Annotated in this window: 15 protein-coding genes; 9 read left to right on the top strand and 6 right to left on the bottom strand. The window is 71.4% G+C overall.

Annotated elements, in window-relative coordinates:
* Positions 1-22: 22 nt before the first annotated feature.
* The 4 genes from ACWDLG_RS15400 to ACWDLG_RS15385 all read right to left on the bottom strand — a co-directional run bounded on the left by ACWDLG_RS15400 (position 23) and on the right by ACWDLG_RS15385 (position 4,409).
* Positions 23-400, bottom strand: a complete 378-nt coding sequence (locus ACWDLG_RS15400) for a hypothetical protein (protein WP_449920162.1) — start codon at positions 398-400, stop codon at positions 23-25.
* 105 nt (positions 401-505) lie between these two features.
* Entirely contained in the window at positions 506-2,689 is a 2,184-nt protein-coding gene (locus ACWDLG_RS15395) for a protein kinase domain-containing protein (RefSeq protein ID WP_449920160.1), read from the bottom strand.
* 108 nt (positions 2,690-2,797) lie between these two features.
* Positions 2,798-3,934, bottom strand: coding sequence for a type VII secretion-associated serine protease mycosin (mycP, locus tag ACWDLG_RS15390; protein WP_449920158.1), 1,137 nt, complete (start codon positions 3,932-3,934; stop codon positions 2,798-2,800).
* A 202-nt stretch (positions 3,935-4,136) separates the two neighbouring features.
* Positions 4,137-4,409: a WXG100 family type VII secretion target gene (locus ACWDLG_RS15385; protein WP_354906181.1), complete on the bottom strand. Its 273-nt coding sequence runs from the start codon at positions 4,407-4,409 to the stop codon at positions 4,137-4,139.
* 122 nt (positions 4,410-4,531) lie between these two features.
* Between ACWDLG_RS15385 and ACWDLG_RS15380 the strand changes: the two genes are divergently transcribed.
* From ACWDLG_RS15380 to ACWDLG_RS15365, 4 genes are all read left to right on the top strand, one after another.
* A complete protein-coding gene (locus ACWDLG_RS15380) occupies positions 4,532-5,257 on the top strand; it encodes an SDR family oxidoreductase (protein WP_354906182.1) in 726 nt (241 codons plus the stop codon).
* Between the two features lie 47 nt (positions 5,258-5,304).
* Complete coding sequence (locus tag ACWDLG_RS15375; protein ID WP_449920155.1) at positions 5,305-7,050, top strand: acetyl/propionyl/methylcrotonyl-CoA carboxylase subunit alpha; 1,746 nt, start codon at positions 5,305-5,307, stop codon at positions 7,048-7,050.
* Positions 7,051-7,122: 72 nt separating this feature from the next.
* Positions 7,123-8,514 (top strand): hypothetical protein, encoded by a 1,392-nt coding sequence (locus tag ACWDLG_RS15370; RefSeq protein WP_449920152.1) that lies wholly within the window; start codon positions 7,123-7,125, stop codon positions 8,512-8,514.
* Positions 8,515-8,678: 164 nt separating this feature from the next.
* On the top strand, positions 8,679-9,683 hold the full coding sequence (locus ACWDLG_RS15365; protein ID WP_449920150.1) for a pentapeptide repeat-containing protein: 1,005 nt from the start codon (positions 8,679-8,681) through the stop codon (positions 9,681-9,683).
* A gap of 40 nt (positions 9,684-9,723) precedes the next feature.
* Here the strand turns inward: ACWDLG_RS15365 and ACWDLG_RS15360 are convergent, their stop codons facing one another.
* Positions 9,724-11,118, bottom strand: a complete 1,395-nt coding sequence (locus ACWDLG_RS15360) for an NAD(P)H-quinone dehydrogenase (protein WP_449920148.1) — start codon at positions 11,116-11,118, stop codon at positions 9,724-9,726.
* 58 nt (positions 11,119-11,176) lie between these two features.
* Here ACWDLG_RS15360 and ACWDLG_RS15355 point away from each other — a divergent pair, with 58 nt between their 5' ends.
* The gene (locus ACWDLG_RS15355; protein WP_354906187.1) at positions 11,177-11,629 is read left to right on the top strand and encodes a gamma-glutamylcyclotransferase; all 453 of its coding nucleotides are present in this window, start codon (positions 11,177-11,179) and stop codon (positions 11,627-11,629) included.
* Here ACWDLG_RS15355 and ACWDLG_RS15350 read toward each other — a convergent pair whose 3' ends face one another.
* The gene (locus ACWDLG_RS15350) at positions 11,630-12,931 is read right to left on the bottom strand and encodes an MFS transporter (protein WP_449920146.1); all 1,302 of its coding nucleotides are present in this window, start codon (positions 12,929-12,931) and stop codon (positions 11,630-11,632) included.
* Between the two features lie 109 nt (positions 12,932-13,040).
* Here ACWDLG_RS15350 and ACWDLG_RS15345 point away from each other — a divergent pair, with 109 nt between their 5' ends.
* The 4 genes from ACWDLG_RS15345 to ACWDLG_RS15330 are packed head-to-tail and all read left to right on the top strand — an operon-like array spanning position 13,041 to position 17,713.
* Entirely contained in the window at positions 13,041-14,006 is a 966-nt protein-coding gene (locus tag ACWDLG_RS15345) for an Lrp/AsnC family transcriptional regulator (protein ID WP_354906190.1), read from the top strand.
* A complete protein-coding gene (locus tag ACWDLG_RS15340) occupies positions 14,003-15,307 on the top strand; it encodes a M20/M25/M40 family metallo-hydrolase (RefSeq protein ID WP_449920143.1) in 1,305 nt (434 codons plus the stop codon). The genes ACWDLG_RS15345 and ACWDLG_RS15340 overlap by 4 nt, the downstream gene beginning before the upstream one ends.
* Position 15,308: 1 nt before the next feature.
* A complete protein-coding gene (locus ACWDLG_RS15335; RefSeq protein WP_354906193.1) occupies positions 15,309-16,103 on the top strand; it encodes a purine-nucleoside phosphorylase in 795 nt (264 codons plus the stop codon).
* Positions 16,100-17,713, top strand: a complete 1,614-nt coding sequence (locus ACWDLG_RS15330; protein WP_449920140.1) for a phospho-sugar mutase — start codon at positions 16,100-16,102, stop codon at positions 17,711-17,713. The genes ACWDLG_RS15335 and ACWDLG_RS15330 overlap by 4 nt, the downstream gene beginning before the upstream one ends.
* Position 17,714: the final 1 nt, after the last annotated feature.

Below are 17,714 nucleotides of genomic sequence, written 5' to 3'. Positions count from 1 at the left end.
TTGACGGGAAAGGCGGCGGCGATCACGGCATCGGGCCCTTCGGCATGAAGCCCTGCAGGTCCGGCAGCTCGTAGACGGGGACGTCCTGGACCGTCATGTCGTCGGCGCTGGCCCAGTCGGCCACCGCCACGTTGTCCCGCATGATGGACAGCTTGTCGCCGACGTCGCCGTAGGCCAGCCCGAACTGGCCGAGCAGCTTCATCATCTCCACGCGCTTGGGCGCGTACCACTCGGCGAACTTCCGATCCGACTCCTCCTCGATCGGCCAGTTGCCGAGCTCCTCCAGTTCCCTGACGGCGTGGTTCACGGCCGCGACGAAGTCGGCGCCGATGTCGCGGAAGGTGGTTGCGGCGACGGTGTGCTGGGATAAGTCCGCGTCCAGCTGTGGCGGCTCGCTCATAGGATCTCCCAGGAAATGAATCGGGCGGATCACGCCTTTCGGCCATGATCCGCCCGGTTCATTTCGCAGAAGTCGAGCTCTGGTTACTTACGTGTATCAGGCGGCTCACCCGCAGTTGGCGAAACCGGAGCTGGTGCTGCCCTGGTCCGTGCTGCCGGAGAACTTCACGCAGCTGCCCTTCCCGTACGCCTTGGCGACCGCGTAGTACTTGTACGAGCCGCTGTCGGTGACGGGAGACTTGCCCTGAACCTCCAGGGTCGCGCTGACGCTGGTCAGCTGACCGATCTTGGCGGTCTTCATGGTGACCACACAGTTGTAGCCGGTGCTGTCGCTGTACAGCTGGTAGGTCGTGCCACCGGCGAAGCTCGCCTGACGCTGGACGTAGAACCCGCCGCCGCCGCAGGCCTGGGCCGGCGTGTACGGGTTGGTCGTCTCGGCGGGTGGCTCCGAAGGCTTGGTCGGCGTCGGCTGGGGCTCGGACGGTTTGGTCGGCGTCGCCGTGGGCTTGGGCTCGGACGGTTTGGTCACCGTCACCGTGGGCTGGGGCTCCGCCGGCTTGGTCACGGTCACCGTCGGCCTCGGCTCGGTGGGCCTGGGGTCGGCCGTCCTCGTCTCCGTCGGCTTCGGCTCCGGCGTCCTGCTCGGCGGCTCCTCCGTGCGGGTCGGCGTCGGCGTCGGGTCCTGCTGCGGCGGCCGCCGGTCCTCGGCGGGTGTCGGCGTCGGACGCTCGTCCGCCGGCGGCTCGGGCTCGCCCTCCTTTGTCTTGGTGGGCTTGTGCTCGGGCTTGTCCTCCCGCTTGTCCTCGCGCTTGTCCTCGGCCTTGCGCGTGGGCTCGACCGTCACCGTCACCGCCGGGCTGGGCACGGGCGCGACCGTCTGGGGCGGCACGGCGATGTTCTGGGTCGGCACGGGCGCCGGCGAGCTGACCGAGGTCAGCTCCGGCTCGGGCAGCGGGCTGTTCGGGTCGTCGGTCGGCAGCTCGAACGGCATGACGTCCGTCGAGTCCGGCGCCGGCGTCTTGGCCCACGGCACCGCCACCTTGCCCTGGCCCTGACCCTGGCCCTGGCCCTGCTGCGTGCCCTGCGGCTGGGGCTGCGGCTGCCCGACCCCGTTACCTGAGGTGGTGACCGCGCTCTCGCCGTTCGGGCTCGGTACGGCGTCGGCGGGCTGCCTGCCCTCAGCCGCCACCGCGGTGATGGTCTGCGTGCCCGCGTACCGGTTGGCACCCCACAGCCCGACCGCGGAGATCGTCACGACCGCCGCCATCGCGGCGACCAGACCCACGGGGAACGGCCTGCGGTTCGGCGGCGGCGCCTGCGCCGGCACCGAGACGACAGGGTGCGGGCCCTGCGGCGGCGCGGGCTGCTCCGGCGCCTCGGCCGGCGGCGGGCCCCACGCCTGGGGCGCGGCCGGCACAGGCGGTGCCGCGGCGGGCTCGGGCTCTGGCGTCCGGTACATCGGCAGCCTGAGCGTGCCCTCCAGGGGCGGCGCGGGGTCGGGGACGACCACCGCGGGCAGGGGCGCGCCCGCCACGAGCTTGTCGGCGTTCTTGTCCCCCAGGAGCTGCAGCAGCGCGGTGTAGGTGGTCGGCCGCTTGGCGACCTCCTTCGACAGCGCCGACACCACGACCCTGCGCAGCGGCTGGGGCAGCGGGCCCACGTCGGGCTTCTCGTTCAGCACGGCCTGCGTCTCGTGCTCGAACGGCGCCCGCCCCGTGGCCGCGTACACCACGGTCGCCGCCCACGAGAAGACGTCGGACGGCGGGCCGTACCGCAGCTCCTTCAGCTGCTCGGGCGAGCGGTAACCGAGCTCGCCGGCGGGCTCGCCGATGGCCGCGTCGGTCACGCGCGGGCCGTCCGCGCTGAGGATGACGTTGTGCGGGGTGAGGCCCCTGTGGGTGACCCCCGCCAGATGCGCTGAGGTCAGCGCGGTGAGCACGCCGACGGCGACCCGCTCGAGCGCGTCATCCGTGAGCGGGCCTTCTTCTTCGACGGTCTCCGCCAGCGTGCGGCCCTCGATGTGCTCGCGCACCACGTACGGCGTGCCGTCCTCGACTCCCACGTCGAACACGCGGGCCACGTAGGCGCTGGAGATCCGCTTGACGCTGCGCAACCGGTCGAGGGTCTCGCTGTCTTCCGCGGACTCGCCGGTCAGCGGCTTGATGGCGCGCAGTTCTCCGTCATCGGACTCGCGCCCAAGGTAGACCACGCCGCGCGGGCCCTCGCCCAGCCGTCCGACGATGGCGTAGTCACCGAAGCGCTCCGGGTCTCCCGGCGACAAGGCGTCCATGATCCACCTTTCAACGACAAATCATGATCGGAGCACATTGAACCAAATTTGCCCCACCCGTAACGATAGTTTCGCCGCATATCCTGACAGTTCACCGTCAAGTCGTAATCAATTCGGCCGGCCGGCCCGCCAGCGCCTGGCTCTGCCCAACGGCATGACCAGCCGCACGGCCATGATCGCGCCCGCGAGTGCCAGCGCCGACGCCGCAACGATCGCGGCCACCGTGATCACCCGTCCGTCGACCGGGGGCACCTTCGCCACGGCGTCCTTCGGCAGCGGCGGCGGCAGCGGAGGGGCCAGCTCCACCTGCTCGGCCGGCAGCACCGCCGTGACGGCCAGCAACGGGTTGACGATGCCCGCTCCCGTGCCGACGCCGAGCGCGCCGTCCGCGGTCACCTCGATGCGCCGCCGTACCTGCTCCTGGGTGAGGCTGGGGTAACGAGAGCGCACCAGCGCGGCCACCCCGGCCACGTACGGCGCGGCGAAACTGGTCCCGTCGAGCCCCTCCATCAGGAGCCCGTCGGGCCACGTACTGGTGACGTCCTGGCCCGGCGCCATGACATCGACCTTGGACTCGGTGTTGGAGAAGTCGGAACGCTGGCCCTGCGCCGACACCGAACCCACCGACAGCACACCCTCGTAGGCGGCGGGGTACTCCTTGCTGTCCTTCTCCTTGGGGTCGGAGTTGCCCGCGGCTGCCACGATCACGACGTCCTTGTCGAGGGCGTAGTAGACCGCCGCCCTCAGGTCCGGCTGGTCGGTGGTCTGAGTGGAGATGTTGATCACTTTGACGCCCATGTCGGCCGCGTCCTTGATGGTCCGGACGAGGACGCCGACGTCGCCGGTCTTCTTGTTGGTCTGCTTGAGCGACACGAGCCTGACGTCGGGGGCCACGCCGTAGAAGGGGAAGTCGCCGCGGTAGCGGCCGGCGATGATGCCCGCCACCGCGGTGCCGTGGCCCACGCAGTCGCCGTTGCCCGTGCCGCTGTAGTCGATCTCCTTGCGGAGCGGGATCAGCGGATGCCGCGCGACGCCGCTGTCGATCACCGCGACCGTGACGTTCGCGCCCCTGGTGAGATGCCAGACCCTTCGCGGGTCGAGGCGGGTCAGCGCCCACGGTGTGCCGATCTCGGTCAGGCCCTCGTCCAGCCTCTCCTCGCATCTGGCAGGGGCGGCCTGGGCGGCGACCGGCACGAGCGTGAACGTCATCGCCACGCTGAGCGCGAAAAGGACCCTTCCGATCACGGAGTCAGAGCCTAGCCTGCCCCTTTTGCCGCGCTGTAGCCGTTTCCGGCAGAACCGGCGAAGACCCTCCAGGAAAAACCGGAAAGACCCCCGCCCGCGCACAGGAACGCCCCTGAAAACGCCCCTGAAAACGCTCCGCGAGAAGGCCCCGGCCCGGCAGTCACCTGTCCGCCGGGCCGGAGTGTCCGAGAGGGCAGCGGGGTCAGCGGGTGGCCGACTCGATGTTGCCGCGATAGGTGTTGATCACCCGAGCCGCCTCCTGCAGCTCCTCCGACATCCGCTGGAACGCGGCCCGGTAGTTCTGCCACGCCCCGCCGAACCGCTCGGCCCCCGGCCCCGTCCAGGCGGTGCCGACCTTGGCCGCCTCCCGGTCCAGCACCGCCATCGTGCTGCGCACCGCCTCGGCCTGCTGGGTGAACTGGGTGGCCATCTGCTGCATCTCCGCAGGGTTGCCACCGAGCAAGTTGTGCGTCATACGCTCCTCCAGGATCGACCGACGGGCGCCCTCACGATAGGCATCCGGCCCCGCCGTCGCCCTCCGTTATGCCGAGCGGCTATGGTCCTCCAGAGGATTGTTCGGATATAAGGGGGACAACCATGCGCGAGGTCGTGGTCACCGGCGGCGGAACCGGCATCGGCTACGCCATCGCGGCCGCGTTCGCCGCCCAGGGCGACAGGGTCACCATCACCGGTCGCCGTGAGCACGTGCTGAAGGAGGCCGCCGAGAGGCTCGGGGGCGGCGCCTCCTACGTCGCCTTCAACGCCGCCAGCCCCGTCGCCGTGCAGGAGGCGCTGCCGCACCTGCCCAGCACCGTCGACGTGCTGGTCAACAACGCGGGCGGCAACACCAACCTCGACAGGCAGAAGCGCGAGGACGACCTGATGGACCTGGCGGAGGCCTGGTGGGCCAACCTCAACGCCAACCTGCTGTCGGCAGTCCTGGTCACCACCGCCCTCCTGCCCCGCCTGGTCAAGGGCGGCAGGATCATCTCGCTCGGCTCCATCGCGGCGCGCGGCACCGGCTCAGGCTCGTACGGCGCGGCCAAGGCCGCCCTCGAGTCGTGGACCGCCGACCTGGCGGCGGAGCTGGGCTCCAGGGGCACCGCCAACGTCGTGGCCCCTGGGCTGGTCCTCGACACCGAGTTCTTCCGCGGCCGGCTGACCCCCGAGGGCGTCAGGCACCGGGTGGACAGCACCCGCAACGGCCGCGCGGGCACCCCTGACGACATCGCGCAGACGGTGCTCTTCCTCGCCTCCCCCGGCGCGGGCCACTTCACCGGGCAGGTCCTCCATGTGAACGGTGGCGCGTACCTGGGCAGGTGACCGCCCCTAGACTCCTTTGCAGGCCGGTGGAGAAAGGAAAGACGTCGGTGCGGAAAGTTCTGATCGCCAACCGTGGCGAGATCGCCGTCCGGATCGCCAGGGCGTGTGAGGACGCCGGCCTGGCCAGCGTCGCCGTCTACGCCGAGCAGGATCTCGACGCGCTCCACGTCAAGGTCGCCGGAGAGGCCCACGCGCTGGGCGGCCAGTCACCCGCCGAGACCTACCTCGACATCGACAAGCTGCTGCGCGTCGCCGCGGAGACCGGCGCGGACGCCGTCCATCCCGGCTACGGCTTCCTCGCCGAGAACGCCGCCTTCGCCCAGGCCGTCATCGACGCCGGGCTGGTCTGGATCGGCCCGCCGCCGGCCGCCATCGCCGCGCTCGGCGACAAGGTGCAGGCCAGGCACATCGCGCAGAAGGTCGGCGCGCCCCTGGTCGCGGGCACCAAGGACCCGGTCGCGGGCGTCGAGGAGGTCGCCGCGTTCGCCGAGGAGCACGGCCTGCCCATCGCGATCAAGGCCGCGTACGGCGGCGGCGGCCGCGGCCTCAAGGTCGCCAGGACCCTCGAGGAGATCCCCGACCTGTACGACTCGGCGGTCCGCGAGGCCGTCACGGCGTTCGGCCGCGGCGAGTGCTTCGTCGAGCGCTACCTCGACCGCCCGCGCCACGTCGAGACCCAGTGCCTGGCCGACTCCCACGGCAACGTCGTCGTGGTCAGCACCCGCGACTGCTCGCTGCAGCGGCGCCACCAGAAGCTCGTCGAGGAGGCGCCCGCGCCGTTCCTGTCCGAGGAGCAGGTCGAGCTGCTCTACAGCAGCTCCAAGGCGATCCTGCGCGAGGCCGGCTACGTCGGCGCCGGCACCTGTGAGTTCCTCGTCGGCCAGGACGGCACGATCTCCTTCCTCGAGGTCAACACCCGCCTCCAGGTCGAGCACCCGGTCACCGAGGAGGTCGCGGGCGTCGACCTGGTGCGCGAGATGTTCCGCGTCGCCGCCGGCGAGGCGATCGGCTACGACGACCCGGTCCTGCGCGGCCACTCGATCGAGTTCCGGATCAACGCCGAGGATCCGGGCAGGAACTTCCTGCCCGCGCCCGGCACGCTGACCGCCATGCGCGCCCCTGCCGGGCCCGGCGTGCGGCTCGACGCGGGCTACGAGGCCGGGATGACCGTTCCGCAGACGTTCGACTCGCTGATCGCCAAGCTGATCGTCACGGGCCGCACCCGCAAGGAGGCCCTCGAACGCTCGCGCCGCGCCCTCGCCGAGTTCGAGATCGACGGCATGCCGACCGTGCTGCCCTTCCACCGGGCGGTGGTGCACGACCCCGCCTTCACGGCCGAGCCGTTCTCCGTCCACACCCGGTGGATCGAGACCGAGTGGGCGGGCGGCATCCCGCCGTACGAGGGGGCCGCCGAGGTCGCCGAGCCGGCCGCCAGGGAGACGGTGACCGTGGAGGTCGGGGGCAAGCGCCTGGAGGTCGTACTGCCCGCCGGGTTGGCCTCAGGGAGCCGCGCGCCGGCCGCGAACAAGCCGGCGCGGCGTGCCGCCGGCGGCGCCAAGAAGGCGGCGGCGAGCGGCGACGCGCTGGTCAGCCCCATGCAGGGCACGATCGTCAAGATCGTGGCCGCCGACGGCGACAGCGTGGCGGAGGGCGACACGGTGGTGGTGCTCGAGGCGATGAAGATGGAGCAGCCGCTCGCCGCCCACAAGTCCGGCACGATCACCGGCCTGGCCGCCACCGTGGGGCAGACCGTCACCGCGGGCGCGACCATCTGCGAGATCAAGGACGCATAGCGGGTAGTTTCGCAGAAGAGGAACTTTGCCAACCGCTCATTCGTCCTGAAGGACGAAGGAGGCTTGCTGCCCATGACCCATCCGCTGCGCCGGACGACGGCCGCGATCGCGGCTCTGATCGCCGGTCTGTTCGCTGTCTTCGCGTTTTCGCCCGCCGCGCACGCCGCGGCTCCACCCGACGCCGACACGGTGGTTTCCTACTGGAAGAACCAGAAGGACCGGCTGTACGTCGGCTCCGGCGCCACCCTGACGTCGGACCAGCAGGCGGAGATCCGCTCCACGCTGAAGGACGCCGGCACGCCCGTCTACGTGGCTGCCTTCCCCGACGGCACCGTCACCGACCCCGCCGCCTACCTTCCCGCCCTCGGCAACGGGCTGAAGTCCGCGGGCAAGACGGGCAAGTACGCGGTCGCGGTGCTCGACGGCAACTCGCTGCTCGCCGCGGCCAACTTCGGTAAGCGCGGGCTGGCCGGCCAGCTCGCCAACCTCTCGACGAGCAGCAACGACGACGTCGTCACCGGCATGAGCGACTTCGTCAACCGCGTCAACGCGGCCGCTCAGGGCAAGTCCTCCGCTCTCGACTCGGGCAGCTCCGCCGGCTCCGGCGGTTCGGGCACGGGCGCGCTGATCGGCATCGGCGTGCTGGCTCTCGCCGGCGGTGGCGGCTACTTCCTGTACTCCAAGAACCGCAAGAAGAAGCTCGCCGCGCAGCGCGCCGCCGAGCTCGCCGCGGTCAAGACGACCGTCGAGGAGGACGTCACCAAGTTCGGTGAGGAGATCACCGTGCTCGACACCGACGTCAAGCTCGCCGGCCAGGGCGGCCAGAACATCACCGAGTGGCAGACCGCCCTCGACTCCTACGAGAAGGCCAAGACGCAGCTCGCCGCGGTGACGCAGGCCGAGCAGGTCCGCGACGTCACCACGACGCTCGAGGACGGCCGCTACGCGCTGGCCGTGGTGAAGGCCAAGGTCAACAACCAGCCCGTGCCCGAGCGGCGGGCGCCCTGCTTCTTCAACCCGCAGCACGGCCCCTCGGTGCGCGATGTGCGCTGGGCCCCGCCCGGCGGCGCCCCGCGCGACGTGCCCGCCTGCGCGGCCGACGCCATGGCGGTGGAGAGCGGCTACGACCCGCAGACCCGCCAGGTCATGGTCAACGGCCAGTACCGGCCGTACTACGACGCGGGTCCCGCCTACCAGCCCTACGCCTACGGCTACTACGGCGGTTTCGGCGACATCATGACCATGATGTTCGTCGGCACCATGATGGGCAGCCTGCTCGGCGGCGGCTGGGGTTACGGCGGCTACGGCGCCGGCTACGCCGAGGGCTACTCCGACGCGAGCGGCGGCGACTTCGGTGGCGGAGGTGACTTCGGCGGTGGCGGCGACTTCGGCGGCGGCGGCGGCTGGAGTGACTTCGGCGGCGGCGACTTCGGTGGTGGCGACTTCGGCGGCGGCGACTGGTGACAGGCTCCGCCTCCTGATCTGACAGCGAAGGCCCCCGGTGAACGTCACCGGGGGCTTTCGCGTGCACGGCCGGGCTCGCCGCGCGCGGACGGGGGTCCGCTTTGTAAAGTAGGGGCAAAACCACCCGCCTGGCAGACCTCGGGGCCAGTGTCTAGGAGGCCCTGTTGCGCCGTCTGATCGCCCTCGCCCCGCGCACCGCCGTGGCTCTGCCGTGCCGTCTGATCGCCCTCGCCTTATGCACCGCCGTGGCTCTGGTGCCCGTTCTCGCGCTGGCGCCGGCTGCTCCCGCGCTCGCCCAGGCGGGGCCGTGCCGTCCCGGCGACCGGGTGAACCTGCGCGGAGCCGACTTCACCAAGGGCCGCGCGCTGCCCTCGACGCTGCGCTGCGCCGACCTTACGCGCGCCAAGCTCGACGGCGTCGACCTCGCCCAGAAGGACCTGACGGGGGCGATCCTGCGGCGGGCCTCGCTGAAGCAGGCCGACTTCACCCAGGTCACCGCCAAGTACACCGACTTCAGGGAGGCCGACCTGAGCGAGGCCGACCTGGGTCAGATGCACGCCGACTACGCCGACCTGCGGAACGCGATCCTCGTGGACGTGGGCGCCACCCAGGCGCAGTTCCCGCGAGCGAACCTGAGCGGCGCCAGGCTCACCAGGGCCGTGCTCGGCCAGTCGAACCTCACGCTGGCCAAGCTGGTCGGCGCCGACCTCGCCGACGCCAAGCTCGGTCAGGCCAACGCCCGCAAGGCGGACTTCACGAAGGCGAAGCTGCACGAGGCCGAGCTCATCTCGATCGAGGCGCCGAACGCCGTCTTCCGCGACGCCGACCTGCGCGAGGCGCGTTTCAGCTCCGCCGAGATGGACGGGGCCGTCCTGCGCGGCGCCAACGTCCAGGACGCCGACTTCACCTTCGCCGACGACCTCGACCTGACGGGCGCCACCGGCAGGCCGAAGACACTTCCCGAGGGCGTGAAGGGCTACTCCACGGCGACGCCGTCGCCGACCCCCGAGGAGCAGAGCGCCATGCGCCTGGACGTCGAATCGCAGCCGCAGGCGGGGCCCAGGATCTCCGTCGGGCTCGTGCTGGTGGTCGTCGGCTCTCTCGGGCTGGCCGTCACCCTCACCCTCTGGGCGAGCGCCGCCCGGCGCCCGCGCGCCTACCGCGCCTGACCACACCCGCTCGCCGGACGCCCGCCGGACGGCCCGGGTGTCAGATGCCGATCGCGGCGGTCGGCTGCATCAGCCTGCGCGCCGCCTCGGTGATCGACCCGGACAGCGACGGGTAGACCGCGAAGGTGTGGGCGAGCTGGTCGACCGTGAGCCGCTGCTGCACCGCGACGGACACCGCGAGGATCAGCTCGGAGGCCCTGGGCGCCACCACGACGCCGCCGAGCACGATCCCGGTGTGCGGGCGGCAGAAGAGCTTGACGAAGCCGTCGTTGAAGCCCTGCATCTTCGCCCGGGCGTTGGTCGACAGCGGCAGCTTGACGACGTTGGCCTCGATCTCCCCCGCCTCGATCTGCTTCTGCGACACGCCGACGGAGGCGATCTCGGGGTCGGTGAAGATGTTGGAGGCGACGGTCGCCAGCCGCAGCGGCTGCACCGCCTCGCCGAGCGCGTGCCAGACGGCGATGCGGCCCTGCATGGCCGCGACGGAGGCCAGCATGAGCACGCCCGTGCAGTCGCCCGCGGCGTACACGCCGGGAGCGGAGGTCCGCGACACCTTGTCGACCTGGATGAACCCGCCCCGGTCGAGGGTCACGCCCGCCTCCTCGAGCCCGAGTCCTGAGGTGTTGGGGACCATGCCGACCGTCATCAGAGCGTGGGTGCCCTCGGCGGTGCGCCCGTCCTCCAGCGTGACCACGACGCCGTCGGCGGTGCGCTTGACGGACGCGGCGCGGGAGCGGCCCATGACGTTCATGCCGCGGCGCCGGTAGACCTCTTCGAGGGCCTCGGCCGCGTCGGCGTCCTCGTTGGGCATCATGCGGTCGCGGGAGGAGACCAGCGTGACCTCGGAGCCGAGCGAGCGGTAGGCGCCGGCGAACTCGGCCCCCGTGACACCGGAGCCGACCACGATGAGGTGCTCGGGCAGCTCGTCGAGGTCGTAGAGCTGCCGCCAGGTGAGGATGCGCTCGCCGTCGGGCTCGGCGCCCGGCAGGATGCGCGGGGTGGCGCCCGTCGCCACGATCACCACGTCGGCCCTGATCGTACGGTCACCCGCGCGCACGACCTGCGGGTCGACCAGGCGCCCGCGAGCCTTGACGATCTCGACGCCCTCGGCGGCGACCCGTGTCCCGATGTCGGCCGACTGCGCCTGCGCCAGCTCCTTGACCCGCTTGTTGACCAGCGGCATGTCGACTTCGGCCGCCCCGACGTCACCGTCGGAGCCGCCGCTGTAGTGGACGCCCAGGGACGGCGCGTCGAGCAGCGCCTGCTTGCGGACCGAGGTCGCGATCAGGGTCTTGGACGGCACGCAGTCGGTCAGCACGCACGCGCCGCCGGGGCCGTCCTCTTCGACCATCGTGACTTGTGCGCCGAGTTGCGCGGCCACGAGGGCCGCTTCGTAGCCACCTGGTCCGCCACCGATGATCACGATCCTTGTCACGTGTCCTATTGTCCCGCATCTCGCAACCCGCCGACGAACGGGGCTACCCTTGGTGGCTGTGCCTGTCTACGCCGCCTATGGCTCCAACATGGACCCGAAGCAGATGGCCGTGCGCGCCCCCCACTCACCGATGCGCGGCGTCGGCTGGTTGCAGGGCTGGCGCCTGACGTTCGGCGGGGAGGACATCGGCTGGGAGGGCGCGCTCTCCACGATCGTGGAAGATCCCGAGGAGCACGTCTTCGTCGTCCTCTACGACGTGCCCGAGTGGGACGAGAACTCCCTCGACCAGTGGGAGGGCGCCGCCGGCGGCCTCTACCACAAGGTGCGGCTGCGGGTGCAGACGCTCGACGGTGAGGTCGTCGCCTGGTTCTACGTCCTCGACAGCTACGAGGGCGGCCTGCCCTCCGCCCGCTACCTCGGCATCCTGGCCGACGCGGCGGAGAAGGCAGGCGCCCCCGACGACTACGTGAAGGACCTGCGCGGCAGGCCCTGCACGTCGCTGGGCGGCTAGCTAGGACAGCGGCTGGTCCTTGGTCTCCTTCAGCGCGAAGACGTAGACCAGGGTCGACACCAACGCAAGGGCCGACATGTACCAGGGGAACAGTGCCGAGTTGCCGGCGTCCTTCAGCGCGGTGCCGATCAGCGGCGCCGTACCGCCGAAGATGGCGACGGTCAGCGAGTACGGGAAGCCCGCACCCGAGGCCCGCACGCGTGTCGGGAAGAGCTCGGAGTTCACCGCGGCCGAGATCGAGGTGAAGCAGCCGAGGAAGACCATGCCGATGAGCTGGATGGTCAGCAGGCTGGCGAAGGAGTTCGACAGCGCGCTGAGCAGCGGCACCGGCAGCAGGGTGAAGGCCAGGCCGAAGGCGATGAGCATCGGCCTGCGGCCGATCCGGTCCGACAGCATGCCGAGCACGGGCTGCAGCACCATGAAGAACAGCAGCGAGATCGTGCCGACCTGCAGGGACATGGCCTTGTCGAAGCCGACGTTCTGCTGGGCGTAGGTGGGCAGGAAGGTGGTCCAGGTGTAGTAGGCGACGGTGCCGGCCACGGTGATGCCGACGATCAGGGCGGCCTTGCTCGGGTAGCGGGTCAGGAACTCGAAGAGCTTGGGCCGTTCGGCCCTGCCCTCCTGGATCTCCTGCGCCACGGCGGAGGTCTCGTCGGCGCCCTTGCGGATCCACAGGCCGACCAGGCTGATGACGGCGCCGATGAGGAACGGGATGCGCCAGCCGTAGGCGTCCATGTCCTCCTTGACCAGCATGGTCGCCAGCAGGGCGGCCAGGCCGGAGGCGAGGAGCTGGCCGATGGTGGTGCTGACGTACTGGAAGCTGGAGAACAGGCCTCTGCGGCCCGGAGGGGCCGACTCGACCAGGAACGTCGTGGCGGCGGCGAACTCGCCGCCGACCGACAGGCCCTGGATGAGCCTGGCGAGGGTCAGGATGATCGGCGCCAGCACGCCCGCGGCCGTGTAGGTCGGGGTGACGGCCAGCAGGAGCGAGCCGGCGCCCATGAGCACGATCGTGAACGTCATCGCGGCCTTGCGGCCGAACCTGTCAGCGAAGGAGCCGACCAGCAGGCCGCCGAGCGGTCGCATGAAGAAGCCCACAGCGAAGATCGCGAACGCGCTCAGCACGGGGACGAGAGGGTTGTCGTTCTTGGGGAAGACCTGCTCGGAGAAGTACACGGCCAGGAAGCTGTAGGCGTACCAGTCGTACCACTCGACCACGTTGCCGACGTTGGCCGCCAGGAGCTGGCGGCCGCGGCTTCGGGGGATGCCGAGTGGCGAATGCTCAAGGGAGGGGGTTGCCACTGGGGCTCCTTTGCTTCGCGTGCGGGGATGGCTTACTGTGCATCCGGACGACCGAAACAGTCAAATATCTCGCCACATATTTACAAACCCGACATGGAGACAGCCCGAGGTGGACGTTCTCGACCGGCGCCTGGTCGCCGCGCTGCAGGTCAGCCCGCGCGCGTCGTGGGGTGAGATCGGCAGGGCGGTGGGCGAACACGAGCGCACGGTCGCCCGGCGGCTCCAACGGCTGATCGCCGAGGGCGCGGTACAGGTCACAGCGATCTACGACGACCTGCGCTCCGGCCACGGCCGTCCGGTCCACCTGCACGTCCAGGTACGGCCCGGCACCGCGGCCGCGGTCGCCGACGCCCTGGCGAGCAGGCCCGACACGCGTTCGGTCTACTCGGTGACCGGCGCGGCCGACATCGGCGCCGAGCTCGTCGCCCCCAGCAGGACCGCGCTGCACGAGATCCTCAACGTCGAGGTGCACGGCATCGACGGCGTCGCGGGCACCCAGACGCAGGTGGTGCTGCACACCTTCCGCACGGTGGCCGAGTGGCACGCGCCGTACCTCACCGAGCAGGAGGTGGCGCTGCTGCGTCCCCCGTCGCCGCCGGTGGAGCTGCCCGACCACGACGGGCTGTCCCCGCTGGAGAGCGAGGTGGCCGAGCTGCTGGTCAGCGACGGCCGGATCGGGTTCACCGCGATCGCCGACGAGCTGGGCGTCTCGGTGCCGACCGCCCGGCGCCGGGTCGCCTCGCTGCTGGAGCGGCGGCTGCTGATGCTGCGAGCGGAGGTCGAGCCCTCGCTGCTGGGCCTGGACGTCGAGGCGCAGCTGTGGCTGCGGGTCCGCCCGCACGGCCTCGACCAGGTCGGTGAGCGGCTCACCGGCGACCCCGGGGTCCGTTACTGCGCGGCCACCTCGGGCACCTACACCATGCTCGTCCAGGTGGCGGTCGCTCACGAGGCCGACCTCTACCGGTTCCTGACGGAGGTCGTCGGCCCGCTGGACGACGTCACCGACGTCAACGTCACCCTCATCACCCGCGCCTACAAGCGCGGATTCCTGCGCAAGAGCCTGGAGTACTCATGACCCCCGCCGAACTGGAAGTCGCCGAGCTGACCGCCGAGCTGATCCGCGTGGACAGCAGCAACTACGGCGACGGGAGCGGACCCGGCGAGCGCGCCGCCGCCGAGGTCGTCATGGCCCGGCTGGCCGAGGTCGGCGTCGAGGCCCACTACAGCGAGAGCGCTCCCGGCCGGGGCAACGTGGTCACCAGGATCGAGGGCACCGACCCGTCCCTGCCCGCCCTGCTGGTCCACGGGCACCTGGACGTGGTGCCGGCCAACGCCGCCGACTGGAGCGTCGACCCGTTCGCCGGCGAGGTCCGCGACGGCTACATCTGGGGCCGCGGCGCGGTCGACATGAAGGACATGGACGCGATGATGCTGGCCGTCCTGCGCCAGATGGTCCGCGAGGGCCGGCGGCCCAGGCGTGACCTGGTCTTCGCGTGGGTGGCCGACGAGGAGGCGGGCGGTGTCTACGGCGCCAAGTACCTCACCGCCAACCACCGGGACCTGTTCGACGGCGTGACCGAGTCGATCAGCGAGGTGGGCGGCTACTCGCTGGAGGTCGACCCGTCGCTGCGGCTCTACCTCATCGAGACGGCGCAGAAGGGCCTGGCCTGGATGCGGCTGGTCGCCGACGGCACGGCCGGCCACGGCTCCATGCTCAACGCCGACAACGCGGTGACCGAGGTGGCCAAGGCGGTGGCGCGGCTGGGCGGCCACGAGTGGCCGATCACGCTCACTCCGACCGTGCGGCGGTTCCTGACCGAGGTGTCCGAGGCGTTCGGCCTGCCCTTCGACCCCGAGGACCCGGGTCCCGTCCTGGACAGGCTGGGCCCGCTGGTCCGCTTCGTCGGCGCGACGCTGCACCACACGACCAACCCGACGATGCTGGGGGCGGGCTACAAGGCCAACGTCATCCCCGGCCAGGCGAGCGCGGTCGTGGACGGTCGCTTCCTGCCCGGCTACGAGGACGACTTCTTCAAGACCGTCGACGAGCTGCTCGGCCCGAACGTGCGCCGCGAGTTCGTGCAGCACGACATCGCGTTGGAGACGACGTTCGACGGCGCGCTGGTCGAGGCGATGATCGCGGCGCTGAAGGCGGAGGACCCGACCGCGCGGGCGGTGCCGTACTGCATGTCGGGCGGCACCGACAACAAGACCTTCTTCGCCGACCTGGGGGTGCGCGGGTTCGGGTTCGTTCCGCTGCGTCTGCCGAAGGACATGGACTTCGCGGCGATGTTCCACGGTGTGGATGAGCGTGTCCCGGTTGAGTCGCTCCAGTTCGGAGTGCGGGTGCTTGACCGGCTCCTCCTAAACTACTGAGATGACCTATGTGCACGCCCAGGAGGCCGCCGCCGCGCTGAGGAAGGCCACCGGGCTCGACGTTTTCGACGTGGCGCTCGTGATGGGATCGGGCTGGGTGCCCGCCGCGGACGCGATCGGCGACACGCTCGTCGAGCTGCCGGTGACCGACCTGCCGGGCTTCGCCCCGCCCGCCGTGGCCGGCCACGCCGGGAAGATCCGCGTCGTGCGCACCCCCTCCGGGCGCCACGCGCTGATCTTCCTCGGCCGCACCCACCTGTACGAGGGCCTCGGCGTCGAGCCGGTCGTCCACGGCGTACGCACGGCATTGGCGGCCGGGGTGCGCACGGTGGTGCTCACCAACGCGGCCGGCGGGCTGCGGCCCGAGACCCAGAACGTCGGCGACCCGGTTCTGATCAGCGACCACATCAACCTGACCGGTGCCAACCCGCTGACCGGCGCCACCTTCATCGACCTCACCGAGGTCTACTCCGTGCGGCTGCGCACGCTGGCCCGGGAGGTCGACCCGTCGCTGGCGGAGGGCGTCTACGTCGCCTTCCGCGGCCCGACCTACGAGACGCCGGCCGAGATCAGGATGCTGCGCACGCTCGGCGGCGACATGGTCGGCATGTCCACGGTCCTGGAGGCCATCGCGGCGCGCGAGGGCGGCGCGGAGGTGCTGGGCATCTCACTGGTCACCAACCCCGGCGCCGGCCTGGTCGGCGAGCCGCTCAACCACGAGGAGGTCCTCGAGGTCGGCCGCGCCACGGCGGCGCGGATGGGCGTGCTGCTGGCCAAGGTGGTCGACAAACTGTGAAGCTGAGGGACCAGGCGCTGGCCTGGCTCGCCCAGGATCCTGACCCCGAGACCAGGGCGGAGCTGGAGAGCCTGCTCGACGATCCCGCGGCGCTCACCGACCGTTTCGGCGCCAAGCTCGAGTTCGGTACGGCCGGCCTGCGCGGCGAGCTCGGCGCCGGCCCGAACCGGATGAACCGCGTCACCGTGATGCGCGCCGCGGCCGGCCTGGCCGCCGTGCTCGGCCCCGGCAAGCACGTGGTCATCGGCTACGACGCCCGCCACAAGTCCGACGTCTTCGCCAGGGACACCGCTGCCGTGCTGGCGGGCGCCGGGCTGCGCGCCTCGTTGCTGCCCGAGCCGCTGCCCACGCCCGTGCTCGCCTTCGCCGTACGGCATCTGGGCGCCGACGCGGGTGTGACGGTCACGGCGAGCCACAACCCGCCCCGCGACAACGGCTACAAGGTCTACTGGGGTGACGGGTCGCAGATCGTCCCGCCGGTGGACGGCTGGATCTCGGCCGCGATCGACGCGGCCGCCCCCGTCGGCTCCTTGCCGCTCGGCGAGGGCGAGGTGCTCGACGCGACCGTCGTCGAGGCCTATCTGGCGGCGCTCGCCGAGCTGCCGCTGGGCGAGGCGCGTGACCTGCGCGTCGCGTACACGCCGATGCACGGGGTGGGCCACCGGACGCTTGTCAGCGCCTTCCGCGGGACCGGCTTCGACGAGCCTGCGACGGTCGCCGAGCAGCGCGACCCCGACCCTGACTTCCCCACCGTGGCCTTCCCCAACCCGGAGGAGCCCGGCGCGATGGACCTCGCGCTGGATCTGGCCGCGAAGATCGAGGCCGACCTGGTGCTGGCCAACGACCCCGACGCCGACCGCTGCGCGGTGGGCGTGCCGCTCGCCGGCGGCGGGTTCAGGATGCTGACGGGCGACGAGGTGGGCGCGCTGCTCGGCGAGCACGTGATCACGCACACTCGCGGCGACCGGCTGGTGGCCACCACGATCGTGTCCTCGACGCTGCTCGGCAAGATCGCCGAGGCGCACGGCGTGCGGTACGCCGAGACGCTCACCGGGTTCAAGTGGATCATGCGGGCTGGTGAGGGGCTGGTCTACGGCTACGAGGAGGCGCTCGGCCACAGCGTCGGCGGCGAGCACGGCCTGCCCGTCCACGACAAGGACGGGATCGGCGCCGCGCTCACCGTCGCCGGCATCGCCGCCACGGCCAAGCGCGCCGGGCGCACGCTGCTCGACCTGCTCGACGAGCAGGCCAGGCGGTACGGCCTGCACGCCACGTCGCAGCTGTCCTTCCGCGTGGCGGACCTGGCGCTCATCGGCGGCGCCATGGCACGGTTGCGCGCGACACCGCCGGCGACGCTGGGCGGCAGGACCGTGGAGTCGTGGGACGACCTGGCGGCGGGCGAGGGCGGGCTGCCGCCGACCGACGGCCTGCGTTACCACCTGGCGGGGGGCGCCCGGGTGGTCGTGCGGCCCTCGGGCACCGAGCCGAAGCTCAAGTGCTACCTGGAGGTCGTCGTCCCCGTGACGGGCGAGGTCGCCGACGCCCGCGCCGAGGCGGCGGCGGACCTGGAGACGCTCAAGGCGGACCTGCGCTCGGTCCTGGCGCTGTGAG

Source organism: Nonomuraea sp. NPDC003727 (assembly GCF_053586935.1).
The sequence above is the reverse complement of the archived record's forward strand: the minus strand, read 5'-3'. Positions and strand labels throughout refer to the sequence as shown.

Bases quoted from the DNA above. Each gene is read 5' to 3' on its own strand.
- ACWDLG_RS15370 (WP_449920152.1), top strand. From the start codon at position 7,123: ATGACCCATCCGCTGCGCCGGACGACGGCCGCGATCGCGGCTCTGATC.
- ACWDLG_RS15400 (WP_449920162.1), bottom strand. From the start codon at position 400: ATGAGCGAGCCGCCACAGCTGGACGCGGACTTATCCCAGCACACCGTC.
- ACWDLG_RS15340 (WP_449920143.1), top strand. From the start codon at position 14,003: ATGACCCCCGCCGAACTGGAAGTCGCCGAGCTGACCGCCGAGCTGATC.
- ACWDLG_RS15395 (WP_449920160.1), bottom strand. From the start codon at position 2,689: ATGGACGCCTTGTCGCCGGGAGACCCGGAGCGCTTCGGTGACTACGCC.
- ACWDLG_RS15380 (WP_354906182.1), top strand. From the start codon at position 4,532: ATGCGCGAGGTCGTGGTCACCGGCGGCGGAACCGGCATCGGCTACGCC.
- ACWDLG_RS15335 (WP_354906193.1), top strand. From the start codon at position 15,309: ATGACCTATGTGCACGCCCAGGAGGCCGCCGCCGCGCTGAGGAAGGCC.
- ACWDLG_RS15385 (WP_354906181.1), bottom strand. From the start codon at position 4,409: ATGACGCACAACTTGCTCGGTGGCAACCCTGCGGAGATGCAGCAGATG.